Source organism: Enterococcus sp. AZ167 (assembly GCF_051714025.1).
Classification (GTDB): Bacteria; Bacillota; Bacilli; order Lactobacillales; family Enterococcaceae; genus Enterococcus_D; species Enterococcus_D casseliflavus.
This window is the reverse complement of record NZ_JBIORB010000003.1, coordinates 107719-122034: the sequence shown is the minus strand read 5'-3', so window position 1 is coordinate 122034 and position 14316 is coordinate 107719. Positions and strand designations below refer to the sequence as shown.

The following is a 14316-nucleotide window of genomic DNA, read 5'->3' as shown; positions in this document are numbered from 1 at the left end:
TTCTAGCCTTGGCTGGCGTATTTTTGTTCCCGTAACGCTTTGACAAAATCTTGGATTTCTAATAGCCAGGTGCTTTCCTTCATCACTGGCGGAATCTGTAATTTGATGGTCATTTGCTCATGATCGACACCCATCGTGGCTTTTAATTTAGTAGCTTTCAATGCTTCAAACAGCTGCTCCACCGAATAATTTTTCGTGCCGACTTTACTCAAAGTAAACGACACCGTCTGCTGCTGCTTGCGGATAGTTTCTAACAAGGCACGATCGCCGTTCATTTTGATCTCGCCCACCGTTAAGAGATGTGCCACTTCTACAGGGTATTCACCGAAACGGTCTAACAGATCATCTTGAAGTTCATCAACTGCTTCTTGGGATTCCAGCTCACGAATTCGTTTGTAGATCTCGATTTTTTGCCGTTCGTCTTCAATATACGAAGTCGGTAAGTAGGCATCGATCCCCAGATCGATCTCGACGGTCGTTTTTTCTGTTTGGGTATTTTTCCCTTGTTTCCGAGTGACTGCTTCAGACAGCATTTGCGAGTACATGTCAAACCCGACTGCATCGATAAAGCCGTGCTGCTGCGCCCCCAATAGATTACCCGCTCCACGAATCGAAAGATCTCGCATCGCGATTTTGAAACCTGACCCCAACTCGGTAAAGTCCTTAATGGCTTGCAGGCGTTTTTCACTGACTTCATTCAACACTTTTTGCTGTTCATACATGAAATACGCATAGGCGACCCGATTGCTTCGACCGACACGGCCACGCAGCTGATACAACGTCGAAAGTCCCATGTAATCGGCATTTTCCACAAACAACGTATTGGCATTGGGAATATCCACACCGGTTTCAATGATCGTCGTCGTCACCAACACATCGTATTGACCTTCAATAAAGTCAAATAAGGTGTTTTCCAATTGGATCTCGGTCATTTGCCCGTGGGCATAAGCGATTCGTGCGTCTGGCACTAACGCCTGCAGTTCTTCGACTTTTCGCTCGATCGTATCGACACGATTATAGAGATAAAACACTTGACCTCCCCGTGCCATCTCCCGTTGGATCGCTTCTCGCACCGCTCCTGGATTCATCTCCATCACATAGGTTTGGATCGGGTAACGATTTTCTGGTGGTGTTTCGATCACAGATAGGTCCCGTACCCCCAGCATCGACATATGCAATGTTCGTGGGATCGGCGTTGCCGTCAACGTCAACACATCGACTTGCGAACGCAGTTGTTTCAAGCGCTCTTTGTGTTTAACCCCAAACCGTTGTTCTTCATCGATCACCAACAAGCCCAAATCAGCAAACTCGACATCTTTTGACAATAATCGGTGGGTCCCCACCAAAATATCGACTTGCCCTTTGCGCACTTGCTCGATCGTTTCATTCTGCTGTTTTTTCGTCCGGAAACGACTCAGTACCCCAACATTGACGGGGAATCCTTCAAAACGATCGACCATCGTTTCATAGTGCTGCTGCGCCAAGATCGTTGTCGGTACTAAGAAAGCCACTTGTTTGCTTTCTTTGATCGCTTTAAAAGCAGCCCGCAGCGCCACTTCTGTTTTCCCAAAACCAACATCCCCGACTAACAAGCGGTCCATCGGCTTTTCTTTTTCCATATCCCGCTTGATCTCTGCCGTACTGCGCAGCTGATCATCGGTTTCCGAATACGGAAAGGCATCTTCAAATTCTTTTTGATAGGCATCGTCTGGTTGAAAAGCATAGCCTTTTTCTGATTCGCGTTTGGCATACAATAAAATCAAATCATCTGCGATGTCTTCAATTTTAGCCGTCACTTTGCGCTTGGTCTTCGCCCACTCGCTGCCACCTAATTTATTGATTTTCGGTGTTTTCGATTCGGAAGCCACATATTTTTGAATCAAATTCAGTTGGGTGACTGGAATAAAGAGCTTGTCTTCGTTTTGGTACAAGATCGTCATGTAATCTTGGTGGACGCCATCGACTTCTAAGGTTTCCATGCCGATGTACTTCCCGATCCCATGATTCGCATGGACGACATAGTCGCCCGCTTTTAACTCATTGTAGCTTTTGAGCCGTTCCGCATTGGTGACATTTTGCCTGCGGGCTCTTTTTTTGTTCATCTTTTGGAAAATTTCTTTTTCCGTAACCACCACTAGCTTGTCTTGCGGCATTTCAAAGCCGCTTTGCAAACGTTCCACCACGATTTGGGTGCGTCCTGTAAACAGGCGGTCTTGTTGCGTCTGCACGGCATAGATATCATGATCTCGCAGATCTTGCTCTAACTTCTTGGCCCGCTCTTGGTCACTGACCAGAAAAATCACCGTCTGCTGCTGCTTCTCCCAGCGATCGATTTCAACTTTCAAGAGACCCATTTGGCTGAAAAACTGCTGCATCGGCCGGTATTGGAATTGATGGATCGCTTGGAAGCGAATGTTCCCCATTCCTTTTTGGAATAAAGAAAAGAAGCTGGTCACAAAGATTTCTTTTTGCAGCAGCTGATGGACATCGATCCCGAATTGCTGTTCAGAAAAGACCCGCAGCTCCGCTAATTTTTGGGTATGCCACTCCGCCTCTTCCCGTTCGATCTCACGATTGGTCTCCATGATCCGAGCATAATCATCGATCATCAAAAAGGCATCTTCAGAAAAATAATCTAAGACACTCGTTTGCTGACGATACAGTAAATCCGTGTAATAACGGGCACTTTCACCAGGAATCCCCGCTTGCCATTGAGAAGCCAACTGGCCAAAATAATCTTCTAAAAAGGCGCGATCGGTTGCTTCTTTGGTGACTGCCAACCGTTTGTTCAATAATTCTTGCAGCTGCTTTTGCCCCGCAGCTAAATCTTCCGCTGAGAAAACCAATTCGGTAGTGGGTAAAATAGCCACTTGCTGCAGCGTTTCCACTGAGCGTTGCGTTTCCACGTTGAAAGAACGCATCGAGTCGATTTCTACATCGAATAACTCGATCCGTACGGGATATTCGGCGTTTAATGGATAAATATCGAGGATGCTCCCACGAATACTGAATTCGCCAGGTTTGCCAATCATTGACTGACGTTCGTAACCCATCAAGATCAATTGTTGCGGCAAACGCTCTAAATCGATCTCATCGCCGATCTGCCATTGAAATTGATTGGCTAACCAGGTTTTCTTTTCAGGCAAATACTTTCGCAAAGCCGCCACCGGCAACACATAGATCCCCGTTTTCCCTTGAGAAACAGCATTCAGCGCTGCCACGCGTTCTTCTCTGGCTTCTGGTGAAGAAAAAGCCATTTCGGCTGACAACACTTCATCCACTGGAAAAACGTAGACATCTTCCGTCACATTGCGCAGATCTTCGGCTAGTTGATTTGTATAATAGAGATTAGGTGTCACGACGATCACTTGTTTTTGAAATGCCTGATACACACCAGTGATCGCTAATGTTTTTGCCGATCCAGCTAGACCGGTCAGTAATTGCCGGGGGGCCTGTTCACGTAAACCTGTATGCCAAGCCGCCACTGTCGGCACTTTATTTATTAATTCAATTAAATCCATCTCGGCCCTCCTTAGTTAAATCGATTCATTGTGGCAAGAAAGTCGCCGTTGGTCAAGTAATCACTACTTGCCTCGACCGCTTTATCAATACTTTGTAAAACGATGGGCAGATCGTCTTTTGCAAAAGGACTCAGGACATGATTGACCACTGTTTGTCCTGGACGTGGACGATCGATCCCGATTTTGATACGGTCAAAGACTGTTGAATCCAAATGAGCGATCAAACTCTTGATCCCATTGTGGCCACCTGCACTGCCTTTTTGGCGCAAACGAATTTTCCCTAATGCTAAATCGAGGTCATCATAGACCACCACTAGTTCTTCTTGGTAGATGCCAAAATAGGTCATCAACGGGCCTACCGCACGACCGGATTCATTCATGAAAGTTTGTGGTTTGACCAAAAGGATTTTTTCACCATTCAAGAAAAACTCTGCCACCTCTGCTTCAAAAGCCGACTTTTTAAAGGTTGCTTGGTACTTTTGTGCCAACGCATCCACTACCATAAAGCCAACATTATGTTTGGTTTTTTCATATTTTTTGCCAGGATTTCCCAAGCCTACAATCATTTTCATTTTTTATTTACGCTCCATTATTTCTAGTTTCAAGCTGATTCTTCATCTATTTTATCGGTTTTCTTATCCAAACACAAAATACTGGGCACACAAATGCGCCCAGTTCTTTTGCTTAGGTAATTATAACACGAAATGGACTGTTATGGTGGCGCCCTCTTGCTCAGTTTTTATCTTTCTTAACGAATCTTAATAAAACCTTGATATATCTTCTTTTTGACGTAATAACAAAGAAAGCATTTACAACTGAAACAGCGATATTTTGTGTAATATTGTTGTGCAAATCACATGACAAACATACTTGAAAATGGTAGGATGATAGCGAGTAAAACAATTATGCGGAAGGAATGATACACAGATGACTGCAAAAACGAACAAAAAAGATCACCAAAAGGTAATTCTTGTTGGAGACGGTGCGGTTGGTTCTAGTTACGCGTTTGCGCTGGTGACCCAAAACATTGCGCAAGAAGTCGGAATCATTGATATAAATACAGCAAAAACAGAAGGCGACGCAATTGACTTGTCCCATGCTTTGGCATTTACTTCCCCTAAAAAAATCTATGCCGCTTCTTATGAAGATGCACATGATGCTGATTTAGTCGTTATTACTGCTGGTGCGCCTCAAAAACCAGGCGAAACCCGTTTAGACTTAGTTCATAAAAACTTGAAAATCAACCGTGAAGTAGTTACCCAAATCGTTGATTCAGGCTTTAACGGAATTTTCTTAGTTGCAGCAAACCCAGTCGATATTTTGACTTATTCTACTTGGAAATTCTCAGGCTTCCCGAAAGAACGCGTTATCGGTTCAGGTACCTCATTAGACTCTGCCCGTTTCCGTCAAGCATTGGCTGAATTGGTCGATGTCGATGCCCGTAACGTCCATGCCTATATCTTAGGGGAACACGGCGATTCAGAATTCCCTGTTTGGTCTCATGCCAACGTAGCTGGCCTACAAATCTATGAATGGGTCAAAAACAACCCAGACATCGATGAAGAAGCAATGGTCAACATTTTCTTCAGTGTTCGTGATGCAGCCTACACCATCATCGAGAAAAAAGGTGCGACCTTCTACGGGATCGCGGTAGCCTTAGCACGGATCACTCGTGCGATCTTAGACGATGAAAATGCTGTTCTCCCATTATCTGTGTACATGAACGGCGAATACGGCTTAAACGACTTGTACATCGGTGCGCCTGCAGTCATCAATGCCCAAGGGATTCAAAAAGTAATTGAGATCCCATTAACAGATGGTGAAAAAGACCGGATGGCCGCTTCGGCAAAACAATTAAAAGATATTCTTGATGAAGCTTTTGCAAAATTAGATGCGGAAGACAATCAATAATTTCTTTTCCCTCGTGTTAAATAGTCAATTTTAGTTAGTCAATTATGCGACTGAACGAATCCTCCAGCTCACTCTTTTTCAGAATCCTTTGATCAAGATGGCTTGCTGCCGATTCGTTCAGTTTTTTTATCGTAAGAAATGCGTTTCTACAGCTTGCCTAAAGATAGTTTAAGAATTTTCTATTTTTTATGGAAGTTTCATTTGCCATATTCGCTTTCCCGTGGGAATATGGTATGATTTAAGCGTTATTATCTATTATGCCATTAGAAAAAGGAGTAGTTGAATGACTCGTTCAAACAAACATACTGACGCCAAGAATAATACGAAGAAAATTGTTCTGATCGTTGTGGCTGCTTTACTCGTCGTGATCGCTGGCGGCTATACCTACCGAAGTACATATTATGCAAACCGTTTTCTACCAAAGACTGAAATCGATGGGATCGACATCAGCAACAAAACCGTTGTCGAGGCCAACGCCCTGCTGCATGATCGCTATTCACAAGAAGACTTTACCATCAAAGATGGTGATAGCGAATGGAAAACAGTCAACCTTGCTCAATTTGGTTTGCAGACGGATTTCACCGATGAGCTGCAATCATTAAAAGATGAACAAAACCAGTGGAGCTGGGGAATGGCTTACGTTTCGGCTGCCGAAGAAAAAACATTAGACAATCTCTCAGTAGACCAAGACACCTTGACTAGCGAGACCAACACGATCCAAAAAGAACTCGAAACCTTAAATGAAGATCGTACCAAATCGGCTGATGCCACGTTGGAAAAAGGCGAAGACGGCTTTTCTATCAAATCAGAAGTTGACGGCGATGCCATCGATGTTGACAAAGCAGTGGCAGACTTGCAAGAAGCCATCGTCAGCGGCGAAAAGGAACTGAATCTCGTTGATTATGTCACAAAACCAAGTGTGACCGCCGATGATCCAGACTTAACGAAAGAAATGGATTCGTTGAATAAAATCGCCAAAGTAACTGGCAATTATACGATCAACGGAAATACGTTTCAAATCCCAAGAGAAACGATCATGGATTGGCTCTCTTATAAAGACGGCAACACAACGATCGACGAAGACAAAGTACGAAGCTATGTCACATCGATCGGCGAACAATACAATACTAGCACCAATTCTTCGACCTTCAAAAGTACCAAGCAAGGCGAAGTGACAGTCCCAGCCGGTACTCTTAGCTGGACGATCCAAACCGATGCAGAAACAGAAGCATTGATCGAGGCGTTAAAAGCTGGCGAAGACTTCACGCGTACACCGATCGCTCAAGGAAGCACCGATGCAGGCAGTCCGCTGTTTGGCAACACCTATATCGAAGTTGATCTAAAAAACCAACACATGTGGTATTACAAAGACGGACAGCTTGTTCTTGAAACAGCCATAATTTCCGGAAAACCAGCCACACCAACACCAACTGGCGTCTTCTATGTCTGGAACAAAGAAGAAGATGCAACCTTGACTGGTGAAGATTATGCGTCCCCTGTTGATTACTGGATGCCCATCGATTGGACTGGTGTCGGTATCCATGATTCTGATTGGCAGACGGAATACGGTGGCGATCTTTGGAAAACCCGTGGTTCTCACGGCTGTATCAATACTCCGCCAGGCGTGATGAAAGAATTGTACAGCAAAGTCGAAGTCGGGACACCCGTGATCGTGATTTAATCGAAAAAGAATCAAACCTTTTTATAGACGAACCAAAAGCTGCAAAAGAAAATCTTTTGCGGCTTTTTTGTTGTCTCCCAAATGTTCCTATTTACAAAGAACGATTTAATTAATATACTTAATTAACCATTTTAATTAATAAGGAGAATCATTTTGGAAAAAGTCGTTTTTATTGATCGTTCTACTTTAGCTGGAAGTCTGATTAAAATTTTCGCCCGCAACATCCAACTGCTGTCAGAGGATCAAATCAGCGTAACTGTTGTGACACCAGAACGTCTGGCGAATTATCGTTTTGCGCAAGAAAAACTCGTTTTGGTCGATCCCTTGCTTTCTTTAACAGATCCGATGATCAAGCAGGCCATCCCACCACGCATCAAGCGCCTTTCGTTTCCCGTCAATCATTACAGCGGGATGAATACTGAGGCCATTCTAGAATTGATCCAACAAGCATAACCTAAAAAGGCCGACGGAAACCAATGGTTTCTGCCGCCTTTTCTCATGCCAATTGCCCTCTGCTAGACAATCGCTTCTTCTTGTTCTAACAAAGTAACTTGCTCTCCTTTGTCTTGCAGTGCAGCAACGTGCATCGTGCCCCACTGGCAAAGAGTATCCAATAAGCCGCCTAAGGTTTCTCCATATTCACTCAAGGAATACTCAACTTTAGGTGGTACTTGATTATAGGACTTGCGAGTAACGATGTCAGATTCTTCTAATTCCCGCAATTGCTGGGTCAACATTTTTTGACTGATGCCAGGGATCTTCCGCCGTAAATCACTGGGACGTAATGCCCCATGGCGTAAATTACAAAGAATGATGGGTTTCCACTTCCCGCCGATGACATCCATGGTTGCTTCAACACCGATATTATAAATTTTTTCTTCCATTTTTTCCACCTCATCAAGTCTGCAAACACATAAATGTTACCAAAAGGTGTGTATCAAACAAAAAAGTACGTACTATACAACCTTACCTCCTCATTATATGATGATACCAGAAAAAAATAAAGGAGATGTTTTTATGATCGGAAAATTATCAGATACCGTTACCCTGAACAATGGCAGCGAAATCCCCGGGTTGGGGTTAGGTGTCTTTCAAATCCCTGAAGCTGACACAGCAGAGGTCGTGAAGCAAGCGATTATCAATGGCTATCGCCTGATTGATACAGCAGCGATTTACGGCAATGAAACAGGAACAGGGGCAGGAATCAAACAAGGCTTACAAGAAACGGGGTTGGCTCGTGAAGAACTCTTTGTCACTTCCAAACTTTGGAACGATCATTTAACTTATGATGAAACGATCCACGCCTTCAATGAAAGTCTGGCCCGCTTAAACCTCGAGTATCTCGACTTGTACTTGATCCATTGGCCAGGAAATCAAGCATTTCAAGAGTCCTGGCGTGCCTTGGAAGACCTCTATGCGGCTGGAAAAATCAAAGCGATCGGGGTCAGCAACTTCCAGATCCATCATCTGGAGCAATTATTGGCCATTGCTAAGGTCGTTCCTGTTATCAATCAGATCGAGCTGCACCCCAAACTGACGCAACAAGACCTGCGGGCTTTTTGTGGCGAAAAAGCAATTGCGATCCAAGCTTGGTCGCCATTGATGCAAGGCAAACTGCTGAAAGATGACACCGTCTTGGCGATCGCCGATGCACAGCAAAAATCAGCGGCACAAGTGCTTTTACGCTGGGCTATTCAACAAGGGATCTTAGTCAATGTCAAATCGACGCACCCTGAGCGAATGATCGCTAATGCAGCGATTTTTGATTTCCATTTATCAGAAGCTGACATGGACCGCTTGAACGCATTAAATGAAGACTTACGAGTGGGTCCAGATCCAGACACATTCGATTTTCATTAACCAAACGATATACTAAACAAAACCTTAGGAGGAAGTATAATGACAAACACAAACACAGGCTTTTCAATGGTCAACCACGTTGGAATCACCGTCAGCAATCTCGAACGTTCCATCCAATTTTATGAAGCATTAACGGGAAAGAAAATCGCCAATCAAGATACGATCGGCGGCAAACGCATGGCGCAAACGCAAGGATTAGCAGATACACTGATCAAATATGCCAATCTTCATTTAGACAATCTCAACATCGATCTTTTAGAATACGTCGAACCAAGATCCAACAAAGCTAGCTATTCCAATGAGCAAATCAGCGCGATGCATCTTTGTTTTGAAGTCGAAAATATTGATGAAGCCGTTGCTCGTCTAAAAGCCATTGGCGTTGAGCCTGACGGCACCCCCATCGTTTTTGAAGCACAAGACGGTTTGAAAAGCGGCTTTGGGACAGGCGTCGCTTACTTTACAGATCCAGACGGCACCAATCTTGAATTGATTGCACCAAAAGGCCCTTTTCAACGGGGATAAAAAAACGGATGGCGCTGCAAATCGCCATCCGTTTTTTTTTGCTAGAAGCACGTATTTTTCGATTGTTCCCCTTCATAGAAGCGTTCATAGCGGATACAATAAGTATGTACTCATCTTTAGCGGCTTCACTTACTTATCCAACAAATCGCACGTGAAAGGTAGTGATCTCGATCGATATTGGACTTTTGTTGTTGATTTTTACGGGTATTTTTTTCATCGTCTTCTGGTGCTTTTACCGAGAAGAACCCAATTATGTATTCGGCTTTCGCACCAAGCGCAGTACAGCCAGTGTCAGCAATTGGCGTTTTGCCCAGCAGTGGTTCTCCCTGTTAGCGATGCTCTTTCTAGGCGGGGTCGTTTTATTGCAGCGCAACGAGCTGATCGCAGAGGCTTTTTACCAAGTAGCCGTTTTTGGCAGCTATCTTCTAGCAGCGCTACTCGTAGAAACGGCACTGTATCTCAAAGATTCACGCACAAGCACCAAAAAGTAAGACAAAAAAGACATTCCAGCGAATGTCTTTTTTCTATTGTTTATTTTGATGATGGATCGTGATCCCCAACACCAAGGCTAAAATCCCTGAAACCACCCAGATAGTGCGGTGGAATAAGAAAATCCCTAGCAAGCTGCTTAAGACTGCACCAAAAAAGAAGCCGCCGATGATCAAGGAAATAGAAATAATCTTGGGCGTCACTGATCGGTCCTTTTTAAACCAGCGCATGTACACATAATCAGCCAGTGAACGTAAGTTGCCGGTGGTCATCGTGGTGGCATAGGGCATCCCTGCCAATCGACGATAGGCGGCATATTGAATCGCCGCAAAAAAAGATAACCCCGAATCGATCATGACATTGGGTAATGATCGAGCAAAAAAGCCCAGAACCAAAATACCGATTGCTTCAAAGATCAATGCGGCATTTTGCCAAACGATCCAGCCCCCTGTCGGAAAATGATGCTGCAGATAATTCGTCACTACGATCCCCACTAAAAACATGAAGATTGGTGGCAGATATCGAAAGGCTTGTTCAAACTGCCCCGTTGAAAGATTGATCCCTAACAAAATGACATTCCCCGACTGCATACTTGCAAACACTTCCCCGTGAAACAAGTAGGTATACGCATCTAAAAAACCGCCCGCCATAGCAAGAAGAATCCCCACCGGTAAACTTTCATGCACGACAAACTCCGATTTTCTTTTGGCACTACTCAAACTTTTTTCCATTGGTTTCGCCTCTTGTTTTTTATACTTTCTGACAGCTTAACGCTTAAAAACGCCGAAAACTCGTTATCTTTTGCGGCGTTTAGGTGACTTTTTCGATAGCTGACAAATCAACCAGCCCAAAAGAACGGCGGTCAGTGCTCCAGCTGAATCCAGCATGACATCTTGAAAAAGCGGCGTCCGTCCTCCCGTCAGCATTTGATGGTATTCATCGATCCCAGCGTAGCCGGTGGCTGCCAACCAAGCAAAAAAAGCGGCTAGCCAATACGGCTGTTTTCGAAAAACAAGCGTTAAGAACAAACTGCCACCTAGGACAAAATAGGTAAAGAAATGCGCGCCTTTACGAATGAAAAATTCCACAAATGAGAAATAGCCTTTTTCCGCAATGCTGATCTCCGAACCAGCATAGGAAAAAGAAATCTTCTCTAGCCACTCTTTCAATGGTTCGTTTTTTAAGATTCGTGAAAGCAACCCAATTTGCGATTGCTGCTCATAGGTTTGTGAAGAGCTGATAAAGAGGATGACCATTACCGCAATTGCAATACAAAAGTAAAAATTCGGTTCTTTCAGTAATTTTTTCATAGTTTTCACTCCTCATTTTCCTATCTTACCATTTTCATTTGGTGATGCAACTGTTTTTCCAGCAAACCATGGAGACATTGCACACAAAAAAAGAGTGCTTCCGTCAAGATTAGAAGCACTCTTTCTTTTTAAAAATAGCCATCGGTATGAAAAGCCGTCACCCGTTTGGTTGTGAGATCTTGGGGCTTGTGACGTTCAGCTCCTTCAACGATTCTCAGGGCTGTTTTGCGTTTTTTTCTCCAGTAAACAATGACGAACCCATCTCGTAGCCTTCTACATAATGATTCAACCGCTCGACGACCTCTGCTGCCGCTTCTTGTGACGGCGTGATGATCAATAAAATATCAAACCCTGCAATCGTGCCGACAATTTCTGGCAGCTCCATTTCATCAAGATAATTGGCGATCACATCGGCGCCGTTTTCAGCCGTATGAACGACAACTAAAAAGTCAATCTGCGTAATCTTTTTTAGATACTCATACATCGAAAACGCAATTCTGTCTTCTAGATCCTGCTCTTTGGATTCAAAGATCGAATAATACGGTCGGCCATTTTTGGCATACGTTTTAGCGATGTTCATTTCCCGCATGTCTCTAGAAATCGTGGCTTGGGTAGCTGAAACATTTTCTTTTTTTAATAAATTCATCAATTCTTCTTGAGACTCAATCCGATGTAGGACAAAGAGTTTTTTGATAATTGCTTGTCGCTCTTTTTTTTTCATTTACTTGATCCGCTCCTCTCAAGTCGCCTCGCTTACTGAAATAGTTGATCCGTCTCGTTCACTTCTTGAAACGCAGCTTACAAGAACAACATCGAGAAGATTAAAATGGAAAGATTGGAAATTCCGATAACCAGTAACGGTTTGCGCATAAAGCGAGTCCAAGTAGAATAGTTGACCCGCGCCAGCTCCAATCCGCCCATCACGACGCCAGAAGTTGGTGTGATCAAATTCACTAATCCGCAACCAGCAGTAAAGATCATGACCATGACGTTCGGATTGAGTCCGATGCTTTGCGCCAAGGCACCCATGATAGGGATCGATACATATGCCAGTCCTGAAGTCGATGGAATCAAGAACGATAAGAGCAGATACAAAATATAGGCGCCAATTACGAACAGGACAGGTGATAACCCTTCTAAAAGATGGGAAGCCCGATCCAAAATAAACAGATCCAAGTACGTCGTTTGCATAATGTAGGAAGCCCCCCGTGCCACAACGATGATCAAGACAACGGATAAAATGTCTTTGACCCCATCGATAAAGTTGGTCACGATTTCTTTTTCTGAGAATCCTTGAATCAATGCAATGATGATACTGACGTAGAAGAACCACATAGCCAAATCACCAAAATACCATTCACCGAAGCTATTCCCGGTCAAAAAGGCGGTCCAACCGTCAAACACATGGATATCAAAGTCGCCCCAAGGAATCAAGGAAACCACCATGATCACAAAGGATAAGCCAAAAATCGTCAAAATCAGGCGATGCTTTTGCGTAAACGCCAAGGCTTCGTTCGTGTCTTTGACAAAATGCTCTTCCATTTCTTTTTGCTCTTGCAGCGATAAGATCGTGGAGCCTTTGTCGGCTTTGACTTTTTTTGCATAAGACATCACCACAAAGATACAATACGCGGTCGTGACTAACCAAAGCAATGCGCCAACTACTAGGATCGTGCCATTATTCGGAGCAATATCAATGCTTCGTAAGGCATCCATTGCCACCCCAGTAGCGAAAGGGTTAACGGTGGAGCCGATCACACCGGCACCCGCCCCCAACATGACGGTTCCTGCTGCGACGATCGTATCAAAGCCCGATGCCACCATTGTGATTGCTAATAAGGAATAGAACGGAATCGTTTCTTCCGCCATTCCATAAGTTGAGCCACCAATTGAAAACAACACCATCAAAATCGGGATCAAAATCAACTCGTTGCCTTTGAGTTTTTTGACTAAATGCTGAATACCAGCTTCTAAAGCGCCTGTTCGTGTGACAATATTCAAAAAGCCACCCAAACAAAGAATAAACACACAGATCTCGATCGCATCACGAAATCCGTTAAAAGGCGCCATAAAGAAATCAGAAAACTTGGCACCGACGACTTGGCTGACCATCTCTTCTTGGCCTACTGGTAATGAAGGTGCAAAGGGCTGACCAGCTAGTAGCCAAGAAGCGACCGTCAACGCAATAATGATCAGAAATAAGATACTGAACGATGTCAGCGACTTTTTTTCTTTTTGCTTTTTTTTCATCTTCGTTCCTCCTCTATTGAATCAATCTTAGGTGCAAATTGCCAACAGCTAGTCTGTCTGTGGTCAATTCGCAACATGGGAAAAATAATCTTTGTCATAAATAATGAGTTCTTTGTAACGATAATAAATCTTTCTTTTGTGCACGAGCGCCTTGATGGTTTGACTGACCGTCTCTCGCGTCGTTCCACTGTATTTAGCGATATCATTGATAAAAACTGGAAAAGGAATACGAATCTGCTCTCCTTGTGACTGTCCGTGCTCGATCATCAAGAGACCGATCGTATTGACGACTCTTGTCTGCGCGCTAGAGGTGACACAGTACTCCACTCGGCGTCTTTGCTTCTCCAACTGCTGGCTCATTTGCTGATTCAGCCACAGCAACTGACTTGTAGATGAAACAACCAGCGGTTCAAACAGCGACATCGCTGCAAACTGCACGACAATGTCTGTTGCAGCGAATGCCGATACATCATAGTTGTCTCTTTCAAACAAGCCAATCAAAGGAAATAACTGATCAGGCCCAACAAAATCTACATAACAATAGGAATCAGTTCCGTCGGTTTTTTCGATCCGTACGAGACCTTCGATCACATGGAATATCCGATCTCTTACGTCGCCTTCATAAAAAAGCACTTGGCCTTTTTTGTACGTACGGCAGTAAATATGCTCCTTCAACCGCTGTTGATTTTCTTCTTCCAGCCATTGAAAGCTATTCGCTCTTGTTGATGGATCTTTTATTTGGTAGTCGATCATTTCTCTCACTCCAATGTTT

General features: G+C 43.9%; 14 protein-coding genes. 6 read left to right on the top strand and 8 right to left on the bottom strand.

The annotated features are described in order from the left end of the window. Positions 1 to 2: 2 nt before the first annotated feature. Together mfd and pth are read right to left on the bottom strand one after the other, a co-directional pair. Positions 3 to 3521, bottom strand: a complete 3519-nt coding sequence (mfd, locus tag IGJ05_RS14695; protein WP_266166628.1) for a transcription-repair coupling factor — start codon at positions 3519 to 3521, stop codon at positions 3 to 5. An 11-nt stretch (positions 3522 to 3532) separates the two neighbouring features. Continuing rightward, positions 3533 to 4093 (bottom strand): aminoacyl-tRNA hydrolase, encoded by a 561-nt coding sequence (gene pth, locus IGJ05_RS14690; RefSeq protein ID WP_005230721.1) that lies wholly within the window; start codon positions 4091 to 4093, stop codon positions 3533 to 3535. Between the two features lie 355 nt (positions 4094 to 4448). Between pth and IGJ05_RS14685 the strand changes: the two genes are divergently transcribed. The 3 genes from IGJ05_RS14685 to IGJ05_RS14675 all read left to right on the top strand — a co-directional run bounded on the left by IGJ05_RS14685 (position 4449) and on the right by IGJ05_RS14675 (position 7566). After that, positions 4449 to 5432 carry an L-lactate dehydrogenase gene (locus tag IGJ05_RS14685; RefSeq protein ID WP_005230720.1) on the top strand — a complete coding sequence of 328 codons (984 nt, stop codon included), beginning with the start codon at positions 4449 to 4451 and terminating at the stop codon, positions 5430 to 5432. Between the two features lie 283 nt (positions 5433 to 5715). After that, positions 5716 to 7113, top strand: coding sequence for a L,D-transpeptidase family protein (locus IGJ05_RS14680; RefSeq protein ID WP_317726340.1), 1398 nt, complete (start codon positions 5716 to 5718; stop codon positions 7111 to 7113). Positions 7114 to 7266: 153 nt separating this feature from the next. Continuing rightward, a complete protein-coding gene (locus tag IGJ05_RS14675; RefSeq protein WP_010748994.1) occupies positions 7267 to 7566 on the top strand; it encodes a hypothetical protein in 300 nt (99 codons plus the stop codon). Positions 7567 to 7628: 62 nt separating this feature from the next. Here IGJ05_RS14675 and IGJ05_RS14670 read toward each other — a convergent pair whose 3' ends face one another. Next, entirely contained in the window at positions 7629 to 7997 is a 369-nt protein-coding gene (locus IGJ05_RS14670) for a winged helix-turn-helix transcriptional regulator (protein WP_005233339.1), read from the bottom strand. Positions 7998 to 8094: 97 nt separating this feature from the next. On the opposite strand from IGJ05_RS14670, the gene IGJ05_RS14665 reads away from it, so the two are divergent. The 3 genes from IGJ05_RS14665 (at position 8095) to IGJ05_RS14655 (ending at position 9986) form a co-directional block, all read left to right on the top strand. Further along, positions 8095 to 8973, top strand: coding sequence for an aldo/keto reductase (locus IGJ05_RS14665; RefSeq protein WP_371179787.1), 879 nt, complete (start codon positions 8095 to 8097; stop codon positions 8971 to 8973). 39 nt (positions 8974 to 9012) lie between these two features. Continuing rightward, positions 9013 to 9495 (top strand): VOC family protein, encoded by a 483-nt coding sequence (locus tag IGJ05_RS14660; RefSeq protein WP_010748992.1) that lies wholly within the window; start codon positions 9013 to 9015, stop codon positions 9493 to 9495. A gap of 161 nt (positions 9496 to 9656) precedes the next feature. Continuing rightward, positions 9657 to 9986 (top strand): SdpI family protein, encoded by a 330-nt coding sequence (locus IGJ05_RS14655; RefSeq protein WP_016608455.1) that lies wholly within the window; start codon positions 9657 to 9659, stop codon positions 9984 to 9986. 33 nt (positions 9987 to 10019) lie between these two features. Here IGJ05_RS14655 and IGJ05_RS14650 read toward each other — a convergent pair whose 3' ends face one another. The 5 genes from IGJ05_RS14650 to IGJ05_RS14630 form a co-directional block, all read right to left on the bottom strand. Beyond that, entirely contained in the window at positions 10020 to 10715 is a 696-nt protein-coding gene (locus IGJ05_RS14650) for a YoaK family protein (protein ID WP_081116424.1), read from the bottom strand. Between the two features lie 63 nt (positions 10716 to 10778). Then, positions 10779 to 11294 carry a VanZ family protein gene (locus tag IGJ05_RS14645; RefSeq protein ID WP_010748978.1) on the bottom strand — a complete coding sequence of 172 codons (516 nt, stop codon included), beginning with the start codon at positions 11292 to 11294 and terminating at the stop codon, positions 10779 to 10781. 214 nt (positions 11295 to 11508) lie between these two features. Then, positions 11509 to 12015: an arginine repressor gene (locus tag IGJ05_RS14640; protein ID WP_005230706.1), complete on the bottom strand. Its 507-nt coding sequence runs from the start codon at positions 12013 to 12015 to the stop codon at positions 11509 to 11511. A gap of 77 nt (positions 12016 to 12092) precedes the next feature. After that, positions 12093 to 13544 carry a YfcC family protein gene (locus tag IGJ05_RS14635; protein WP_266166631.1) on the bottom strand — a complete coding sequence of 484 codons (1452 nt, stop codon included), beginning with the start codon at positions 13542 to 13544 and terminating at the stop codon, positions 12093 to 12095. 63 nt (positions 13545 to 13607) lie between these two features. Continuing rightward, on the bottom strand, positions 13608 to 14297 hold the full coding sequence (locus tag IGJ05_RS14630) for a Crp/Fnr family transcriptional regulator (RefSeq protein ID WP_005230704.1): 690 nt from the start codon (positions 14295 to 14297) through the stop codon (positions 13608 to 13610). Positions 14298 to 14316 lie beyond the last annotated feature (19 nt).